This is a genomic window from Gracilibacillus halophilus YIM-C55.5 (assembly GCF_000359605.1).
Classification (GTDB): Bacteria; Bacillota; Bacilli; order Bacillales; family Amphibacillaceae; genus Gracilibacillus; species Gracilibacillus halophilus.
Genome location: NZ_APML01000082.1, coordinates 1 through 8,574 on the forward strand (window position 1 = coordinate 1; position 8,574 = coordinate 8,574).

Annotated in this window: 11 protein-coding genes and 1 pseudogene; 2 read left to right on the forward strand and 10 right to left on the reverse strand. The window is 30.8% G+C overall.

Annotated features, from left to right (window positions below):
• Positions 1–646: 646 nt before the first annotated feature.
• The 7 genes and pseudogenes from J416_RS14075 to J416_RS14100 all read right to left on the reverse strand — a co-directional run bounded on the left by J416_RS14075 (position 647) and on the right by J416_RS14100 (position 4,894).
• A complete protein-coding gene (locus tag J416_RS14075) occupies positions 647–1,057 on the reverse strand; it encodes a hypothetical protein (RefSeq protein ID WP_003474160.1) in 411 nt (136 codons plus the stop codon).
• Positions 1,018–1,482, reverse strand: coding sequence for a hypothetical protein (locus J416_RS14080; protein WP_003474162.1), 465 nt, complete (start codon positions 1,480–1,482; stop codon positions 1,018–1,020). The genes J416_RS14075 and J416_RS14080 overlap by 40 nt, the downstream gene beginning before the upstream one ends.
• A gap of 629 nt (positions 1,483–2,111) precedes the next feature.
• Positions 2,112–2,321: a hypothetical protein gene (locus J416_RS14085; protein WP_003474163.1), complete on the reverse strand. Its 210-nt coding sequence runs from the start codon at positions 2,319–2,321 to the stop codon at positions 2,112–2,114.
• A 160-nt stretch (positions 2,322–2,481) separates the two neighbouring features.
• Positions 2,482–3,077, reverse strand: a pseudogene (locus tag J416_RS14090) (recombinase family protein).
• Between the two features lie 202 nt (positions 3,078–3,279).
• Positions 3,280–4,053: an ABC transporter ATP-binding protein gene (locus J416_RS14095; protein ID WP_338029461.1), complete on the reverse strand. Its 774-nt coding sequence runs from the start codon at positions 4,051–4,053 to the stop codon at positions 3,280–3,282.
• A complete protein-coding gene (locus J416_RS16610; RefSeq protein ID WP_338029460.1) occupies positions 3,936–4,205 on the reverse strand; it encodes an ATP-binding cassette domain-containing protein in 270 nt (89 codons plus the stop codon). Before J416_RS16610 ends, J416_RS14095 begins: the two co-directional genes overlap by 118 nt.
• Positions 4,205–4,894: an ABC transporter permease gene (locus J416_RS14100; protein WP_003474165.1), complete on the reverse strand. Its 690-nt coding sequence runs from the start codon at positions 4,892–4,894 to the stop codon at positions 4,205–4,207. The genes J416_RS16610 and J416_RS14100 overlap by 1 nt, the downstream gene beginning before the upstream one ends.
• 184 nt (positions 4,895–5,078) lie before the next feature.
• Between J416_RS14100 and J416_RS14105 the strand changes: the two genes are divergently transcribed.
• Positions 5,079–5,375 (forward strand): DUF2089 family protein, encoded by a 297-nt coding sequence (locus J416_RS14105; protein WP_003474166.1) that lies wholly within the window; start codon positions 5,079–5,081, stop codon positions 5,373–5,375.
• Position 5,376: 1 nt separating this feature from the next.
• On the forward strand, positions 5,377–5,661 hold the full coding sequence (locus tag J416_RS14110) for a hypothetical protein (RefSeq protein WP_003474167.1): 285 nt from the start codon (positions 5,377–5,379) through the stop codon (positions 5,659–5,661).
• Between the two features lie 203 nt (positions 5,662–5,864).
• On the opposite strand, the gene J416_RS14115 is transcribed toward J416_RS14110, so the two are convergent.
• From J416_RS14115 to J416_RS14125, 3 genes are all read right to left on the reverse strand, one after another.
• A complete protein-coding gene (locus J416_RS14115) occupies positions 5,865–6,077 on the reverse strand; it encodes a DUF6366 family protein (protein WP_003474168.1) in 213 nt (70 codons plus the stop codon).
• A 93-nt stretch (positions 6,078–6,170) separates the two neighbouring features.
• The gene (locus J416_RS14120; protein WP_003474169.1) at positions 6,171–6,914 is read right to left on the reverse strand and encodes a hypothetical protein; all 744 of its coding nucleotides are present in this window, start codon (positions 6,912–6,914) and stop codon (positions 6,171–6,173) included.
• Positions 6,904–7,434, reverse strand: a complete 531-nt coding sequence (locus tag J416_RS14125) for a sigma-70 family RNA polymerase sigma factor (RefSeq protein ID WP_003474170.1) — start codon at positions 7,432–7,434, stop codon at positions 6,904–6,906. Before J416_RS14125 ends, J416_RS14120 begins: the two co-directional genes overlap by 11 nt.
• Positions 7,435–8,574: the final 1,140 nt, after the last annotated feature.

The following is an 8,574-nucleotide window of genomic DNA, read 5'->3' on the forward strand; positions in this document are numbered from 1 at the left end:
TTTTTATTTCAATTTAGTGGAATTTGTTATAATCGCACAACTGGATCTCCACATTTATGGCGGTAAACCCTCCCATGTCTCTCGGCGTCAATGCGCGTAGATTCCTTCGTTCAACCTATCCATGCGTGGATACCGGAAATGCTCCTTTTGTGGGTCTCGCTCTAATGGAAAAATTCAGACTTCCTATTGTTCTCAATATAATATTTTAAATCGTAGTCAAATCTTATTTCATCAACTCTAAACGAGCGACTGGTCTTATTGAACAATCTCCAACCGATCGTACAAGAAAAAAGGTTTAATTTAGTATCTGCCATAGCTTTCCATCACTCATTTCGAAATGATTGCCAAAAATACCAAGGATTCTAAATGTTATCTGTTTACCATCTTCACACTTAAAGTTTATTTCATAAGAATTAAAAATGATTGTCGTTCTGAAATGAGAAGAAATAAAGTCGACTTTTCATTATCTTTATGACACTGATTATAGTATTTATCACATTCAATATCATGTGTTTCAGCAATCCAATCATTTTGTTTTTCTTCAGAGGGTGCTGATACTAGCATATGAAGATTACTAGCACTGAAGATAAAATTTTTTTCTTTTTCATAATATATCCCACCAAAAAATTAAATAACATCTAATTTCTTATTCCACATAACTGCCCGTTATCTTAATAACTTCTACAAAAAGGAGCTTATCCTTGTTTCTCATGCTTGTAAAGTCGCCTTGTCGTAATTCGTATAATTTACGTAAATCTGTCAATCTAGCATAGTTAGTTTTATAGAATAACGACACTTTTGCGTTAATCGGTATTATTTTCGTTTTAGTTTTTTTACGTGTTCCAAAGTTTTCTAAAGGTTTGCAATAACTTTGTAACTCCTGAAGCGTGTAAGCTTCATCATTCCATATATAAGGCTTAACCAGCGTATTATTGCGCTCGTTAATGCTATTAGGTACTCGCATAACTCTGCTCATATCCTTAGCATTGCTATCAGCCCCAATATGATTCAACTTACTTATAATTTGTTCTGTAATATATCCAACAAGCCATGCCATATCAGACTAGCGCCACGATCAATAGAATAAAATATTTGTATACCCCTACTTGTTAAAATTAAATTAGGTTCAGGTATCTTTTTATCTAAAATTAAAACTTGTATTTCGTCTAACGCTTCATCAATCGTTAATCCTACTTTGTACTGGTCAATGTCGATTGCTATGTTTCTGATCTGTTTAAGTTTTATTGTTTCTCTAGAAAACTCTTTTTCTTTCCAATTCACATCAAAAGCATTAACACTGATAAACTGCTTTTTCTTTCCTTTTGTAAAATTGATAACCTTTGATACATCATTAGAACCAAAGAAAAGATGTTTTCTAAAGTCGTGCGTTACTGCTACATATCCAGCTTGTTTGTGTGGATTAAACCATAAATCTACCCAATCATTTATTTGTTGATATGATCGATTGTGTGCTAATGCCATAACAAAAAGACTAACCCTCCCTTCTTTTTGAAGAAAGAGAAGCTAGCCTTTTAATTCCCTCGTATTTAACAAAACCTTGATATTACAGCCTTTTAGTTCGTTTTTAGCTAACAATTTTTATACAAAATGCGAATAAAATTAAGCAAAAATGATAAAAATGTAAGCAAAACATGTTGCTTAAAGTGACATAATGTTATATCATTTCTAATATAGAAGCTTTACAATGGTAAAGGTGTTTTTTTATTTTATATGTGCATATTTCGCACGAAAAAAACTATATTAGAAATAACAGACTGTATTTTATACGGTTTCTGTTAGGTTAGAGGGAAAGCAAAGCGGGACTGTCGCCAAACAATACACGCTAGCTTTCCTTTCTTCATGTTTTTTCCTATGTATTGTATTTTATCGTTATTTTTTTCTTTTTACAATAGCTAAACATGTTGATATGGTGATTTTTTCGTATGTATGTTCGCATATTCGTTGATATATCAGTTTGATTGGTAATAATGCGCGACTTTTGTCGCAAATTTTTAAAGTTTTTCATAATGAATGATATAATGATTACGTGAAAAAGGGGGTTATAGTTGGTAACCCCCTTTCACATTTAATAGTCTTTAGTGCAGCGGTTGTTATCCTATTTTGGCTTCCGCTGTGCTTTTGTTTTTATCCAGTTCATTAATTAGAATAGAAGCATCTATCAAGTCGTGTTTTCTTAATATGTGTAACAGCTTTCTAGCGCAATCCTCTTTATCGTAAATTTCATCATCTACTAATGAATTAATGACATTCAAAACATCCCTCGTTATCCCGTAACGCTCAACCATCCAATTAAGTTGCATTACACCTCATCCTTTCTAGTGTTTTTTATAATGTTTGACGTTTCGCATTATCCTTAACCATATCAATTATTTTTTGTGCGCCCTGATCTCCATTGTTTGCTAAATCAACAACTTTTTTAACTGCTTGCCTTTCTTCTTCTGTCATATTATCACCCCCCTTTCAAGTTCTGAAGCGATCATATTTTAATGATCTTGCTTTATGATAAATTGTTGATCTAGGTACACCAGTCGCTTTTGTAATATCAGTTACACTCATACCGTTTGTTTTTCGTTCCTGATACAACATTAATGCTCGTTGTACATTCTTTTCAGGCTGTGACGGCCTGCCTAAGTGCTTGCCCTGCTTTTTGGCTCTTTCTCTGCTTCTGTGGTACGTTCAACAATTAAATCGCGCTCAAACTGTGCGAAGCTGCCTAATACATTGAACAGAAGTGTTTGCATGGAATTTTGTCCTTCCCCTGCTTTAAACTCCATATTTTCACTTAAAAAACGAACACTAACCCCTTTTTCTGATAAGTCACTAACAATCTTGTTTAAATCAATAATCGAACGTGCTAAGCGATCAATTTTTGTTACAACAACGGTGTCGTCCTCTCTAACATGATCTAGCATGTCCTTTAATGCTGTACGCTGCTTTGTGCTTGTTCCTGTCACTTTCTCAACAAAAAGTTTTTCGCAACCTTCACCTTCCAGTAATTCTTTTTGCGTTTCATAATCTTGTCCTACGGTTGATACCCTTGCATAACCTATAAACATAATTTTGCGCCCCTTTGTTCAAAAGATAATTAACTTTTGTATTTTTAATTATATACTAACTTTTGAACAACGTAAAGAAGAAAATAAAGAAAAAAATAGCACTAATAAAATTATGTCTAAAACTTAAGACTTTTAAACAACTAAAAGATCATCCATGATAACTAATCATAGATGATCTTTTGCGCTATATACTAGTTTTAGGTTAGTTGTGTTTATTTCCCCCTGTATTTAAGAATATTTCTTCTAATGTAGGTTCATCTACTTCTATTCTAAAAACGTCAATATTCATCTCCAGAAAGAGTCGATTTATCCTAGCTATAGTATTTTCATTTGGAACTACTATGCTGGTTGTATTTCCGTTCCATTGAACATTTGAATCAATAGCATGTAGCTCTTTCTTGAGTATCTTCAATATATCAGGTGGTAAGATACTATGTTTAATGTTCACCGTTATATTTTTGTCGTAGTTGCTTTTCAGTTGCTCCATAGTACCTTGGGCTCTTATAACTCCTTTATCCATAATAGCAATTTCATCACATATTTTCTCTACTTCATCTAGATTATGTGACGTTAAGAATATGGTGGTTCCGTGTTTGGCAATATCATTTATTATCTTATGGATATTTAAAACTGCATTTGCGTCTACCCCAGATGTAGGTTCATCTAAAAAAAGTATATCTGGATTATTGATCAACGCTTGAGCGATACCAAGCTTTTTTTTCATTCCAAATGAAAATTTCTTAGTCTTTAGATATATTGCATCTTCTAACTCTACTCTTTTTAATATTTTAATCAAATTTTCTTTACTTGATTTTAATCCTAATATTTTACTGAAATATCTTAAATGATCTAAAGCATTTAGATCTTCGTAAAATGTAGAATAGTCTGGCAGTACTCCAACTTTATTGCGTTTTTCTTTGAAATTAATGTTCTTGTTTGGAAGTAAAGTATAGGACCTGCGGTAGGGATTGTTAATCCTGTTACCATATTTATAAAAGTTGACTTTCCAGCACCATTTTTACCTAGAAAACCAAAAATAATACCTTGTTTGACTTTTAAATTTACCTGGTTTACGACTTTATTTTCACTGTATGTTTTAGTTAAATTATTTGTTTCAATAGCATACATCATAAATCCCTCTTTCTCATAATTAGTAGGCTTAATATCAAAAACAGAATAGGAAACATTAATACTAAGTAAGGGTAAATTAAATTTTGCTGACTATAATAGAAATACGGGGTTAAATAACTATAAATTTTAAGATAAATATTATCAGATGCTATACTCCAAAAACCTAAAATGGTCATTATGATAGATAAAGTTATACCAATAAACATTGTTAAAGCTGGTCTCGATATAATTGTAGACAGTAATATTGTTAAACCTATAAAGTAGCATATAAAAATTAGGGATTGCAGAAAATCTGAAAAATAAAAAGTTTTGGAGAATGGAATGATCAGTAAGAAATTTATAAACAAACATACCGTCCAGAATAAAGTTATTCCTAGGAACTTACCTATTATAATGTTATTTCTAGAAGTTTTGGTGGCTATAAATCTAATGGTTCGAGAGGTTATTTCTTGGTTTATTATATTGTGAGATAAGCTTGCCACAAACAAGTGTCCTGCAAATAAAATCATAATCATTGCGCCACCTGCATAAGTATTCTCCCCCAAACCAAATTGTTCAAGTTGCTCTTTAAAATTACTTACTAATTTTGCTATTCCTAAGGTTGTTCCAAAGATTACAATTATAATAATTATGGAACGAATACTTTTAAATAAACTTTTAAATTCTTTAAAAGTTATTGGAAACATATTAGAAATCCCCCTTGTTTATAGTTAATATGGAAACCTTTAACTGTTATTAATATATCACTAATACATAACAGATTCCATTAATTTAATTAATTTTTTTTGAATTTAATTAAATTTTTGATTGAAATATGTTCAATTTAATTAAATGTAGTGGTATAATAATTACAAAAGGAGGGATTAGATAATGAATAAAGGAAACGTTCCTTCTTGGATATTATCTTTAGATGATGAAGATATGGAATTCATCAAAAAATTTGTCTTGAATTCAGGGTCACTAAAAAAATTAGCTATATCTTATAATGTGTCTTACCCTACTGTTCGTACAAGAATGGATAGGCTAATACATAAGATAGAAATATATGATGAACAGGAAGAAGAAAATTTAGCAAGTTTCATTAAACAGCTTGCTATTGAAGAGCGTATCTCTTTAGAAGATGCAAAACAAATTATAGAAAAGTATAAACAAGAAAGGAATGGATAATATGCCTGATTTCACACTTTTTATCGCTATTCTTATTATGACGGCTATTCAATATTTTATGGCTACAAGGAGTAGTCCTTTATGGGGAATCATAATGCCTTTAGGTTTTGTTGCAGTTATGACATGGATGATTATAACAAACCAAATTGATAGTACAGTTAAGTATACCATTTTACTCATAGTCGGCCTTCTTCTTCTAATTGAAGAATGGGTTAGAGGGAGAAAGTCTCTAAATAATAAAAGACAAATCGAAATGAACAAAATGAAATCACATGATTTAAAATAATATTTAATGAAGCGATATGAAGTGCATTTTGCTTGTCTGAGATAAAGAAAAACCAAATTAGATAAATAAAGTTATCCGCTATTTACACTCAATTAAATAGATTACAAAATTTGAATACTAACTAACAAAATTTAATATTTATTTGGCAACTATCATTACTTCGATGGCGACAAAGCGACCTTTTACACAAAGATAGGCACCCTTTACTTGAATAAAAGAGATAAAATAACAAATCCAATTATAATTACAAGAATAAGAATTCCTATACCTTTCCAACCTAAACTGCCTACTAAATCAACAAGGTTTCCACTGTTCCCTCTTTTATAAGCATCGTTCATAATTCCAATAGGGTTTTTCTTTAATTCCTCTTGTCTTAATCTCTCTCTTTGCTTTTCAGGAGTTTCTTTGTCGCTCATCAAATTGCCTCTTTTAATACAAAGCACCCGATAGTTGAATATTAGATTAAGCGATTTATCTAATTGAAGAATCGCTTAATTTTGTATCATTATTTATTGAATACTCTCGGCAAGTTCAATTAACTGTTTCTCATTTTCTCTTGTGAATTCGGTTCTTAACTCGTCATTTTTCTCTACCATAGTTATGATGAATTTCCAACCATTTTTCTCGATATAAATAGAGTAAGCAAGTTCATCAACACCAAATAATTTAGCTTTAGTATCATTTATGGTTATATCCTTGTTGATAGCAGTTCCATCTTCTGTTTCTGCATGAAAATTAACTTTTGCTTCAGAAGACTTTGTTGCTTTTATTGAAAAACTTTGTTCATGTGTTTTATCCTCTGTGGCTAAATTAAAATTGTAAGAAATAAAGTCTCCATCTCCATCAACACCCACTCTAAACTTATCTTGATTTGATTGAGGGTTGATTTCCCATATTTTTTCTGGAAAAGGAATGTTCATATTATATGTTTCTTCCATTTCTTTAAGAGAGGTATATACTTCTTGCCCCATAACTCCTATTTCTGAAATTCCACTTCCAAAAGAAATTGATTCTTGTTTACTGCTTTCTTCATATTTTGATACCTCAAAAATCCCTTCCAATGCTGCTTGTATTGGTGAAGTAAATAACGACCCAATAACCAACAAAGAAACGACTGCTGCTGCGACTAATGGATTTTTGACCTTTCTTTTTGGTCTTTCTGACTTTGCTTTATCAACACCCATTTTTGCTCTTTCATGTAATTGCTTCGGGATTTCTATTTTTTGTAACTCTCGTTTTAGTTTATTGTTCACAAATATCGCCCTCCTTAAATTGATTGCGAAGTTTATTTAATGCACGATAAAGAATTGATTTTGCCGTTCCAAGTGGTATCTCCGATAGTTCCGATATTTCTTTAAATGTATGATTATGATAAAACCTTAGTAAAACTATGCTTTTTTCATCCTCTTCCAATTCTTCTATTAAGTCTTGTAGTGTTAAAGAAAGAGGAATATCCTCATTCTCTGTTCCCATAAATTCTTCATATTCTGGTTTTAGATGAACAACTTTCTTATTTTTCCTAACTACATTCGTTGCACAGTTCATCGTGATTTTCATTAACCACGTTTTGAAATACTCTGGTTTTTTCAATGTATCTATTTTTTTAAATGATTGATAAGCCACTTCTTGAACAACATCTAAAGCATCATCTTTATTTCTGACATATACATAAGCAATTCGGTAAATATCTTCTTCATATTGTTCGAAAAGCTTTAAAAAGTCCTTATCATTTCCTTTCTGAGCTTTTTTGACTAATTTGATGATTGTATTCACCCTTTCTTTTTTGTCTTACACTTATTAGACAAACCAAAGACATATTTGGCTTAAATTTTTTATAAATTTGTTCAAACAAAATAATCGTCCAAATTTAAGGACGATTACAGTATCTATTTTAAACCTCTTGTTCAACTCTTCATGCCCGTTACTTGAATAAGGCATTCAATCTGATGTTAATAAAGTTAACCTATTTCTGCTTTATCCTCCTATCTATAAATACCAAAACATAATATATTATCCAAAAAATAATTGGTATTAGCATATGGTCTTCGGCTTGCTGGTAGATAAAATATTAAAAATAACCCGATTATGAGCATAGGTGGCATTACAAAAAAATAATATTTCTTTTTACTCATATTTACTCCATCCCCCTAAACAACATTTTATATTCTTATTAAACATAACTGCTTCTTTAGTGAAAAAGCGTCCCTGCTTTATGTTAGCTCAAGATCTCTAATTCAATAATAACATAATATTCCATCTGTATTTTCGAAAAATAAAAGACAATCACTGATTGCCTTGTTCAACTCTAGCATCCCGATAGTTGAAAATTATTTTTTATTTAATACAAGTCTAATTATAATAAGGATGAAAAAAAGTAATTGAGATTGTGCCATCCTTAAATGGTAATCTGTAAACAACTGAACTTCTTCTTTTGTGAGTGCATGTATACTCGGATTTACAGCATCAGCTTTAAAATAAAAGTAACAAACGCATGTAGCCCCTAATATAATTAAAGCATTCAATATCTTTTTCCATGTTTTCTTCGATTTAATATTAACACCTCACTTATCTAAAGAAAGCTCCTTTCACTTTAAAAAATAAATACTAAAATGGATAAAACCAATGCAATAATTGCAAAAAGAAATCGAACAAATACATTTCTTATTTCTTCTTCTGCTTCTACTTTCCTCATATCTCTTCTGTATTCAAACCAACTATAGATAGTAAAAATGAAAAGATAAATTATCAATAGAAGTTGTAATAGCAAAAACAAAAATAAGCCTCCTTAACACTGAGTTCATATAAAAACCCAAAACCTTATTAAAGATTACTGCCCGTAAACTAAAAAATCTCTAAACAATCACTGATTGCCTACTCTATCGCCCGTTAATGAAACAAGGTGTTTGTTTAGTA

Excerpts from the sequence above, each read along its gene's own strand:
- J416_RS14075 (WP_003474160.1), bottom strand. The coding sequence starts at position 1,057 with ATGGCATGGCTTGTTGGATATATTACAGAACAAATTATAAGTAAGTTG.
- J416_RS14080 (WP_003474162.1), bottom strand. The coding sequence starts at position 1,482 with ATGGCATTAGCACACAATCGATCATATCAACAAATAAATGATTGGGTA.
- J416_RS14085 (WP_003474163.1), bottom strand. The coding sequence starts at position 2,321 with ATGCAACTTAATTGGATGGTTGAGCGTTACGGGATAACGAGGGATGTT.
- J416_RS16610 (WP_338029460.1), bottom strand. The coding sequence starts at position 4,205 with ATGTATGCTATTGAAACAAATAATTTAACTAAAACATACAGTGAAAAT.
- J416_RS14100 (WP_003474165.1), bottom strand. The coding sequence starts at position 4,894 with ATGTTTCCAATAACTTTTAAAGAATTTAAAAGTTTATTTAAAAGTATT.
- J416_RS14105 (WP_003474166.1), top strand. The coding sequence starts at position 5,079 with ATGAATAAAGGAAACGTTCCTTCTTGGATATTATCTTTAGATGATGAA.
- J416_RS14110 (WP_003474167.1), top strand. The coding sequence starts at position 5,377 with ATGCCTGATTTCACACTTTTTATCGCTATTCTTATTATGACGGCTATT.
- J416_RS14115 (WP_003474168.1), bottom strand. The coding sequence starts at position 6,077 with ATGAGCGACAAAGAAACTCCTGAAAAGCAAAGAGAGAGATTAAGACAA.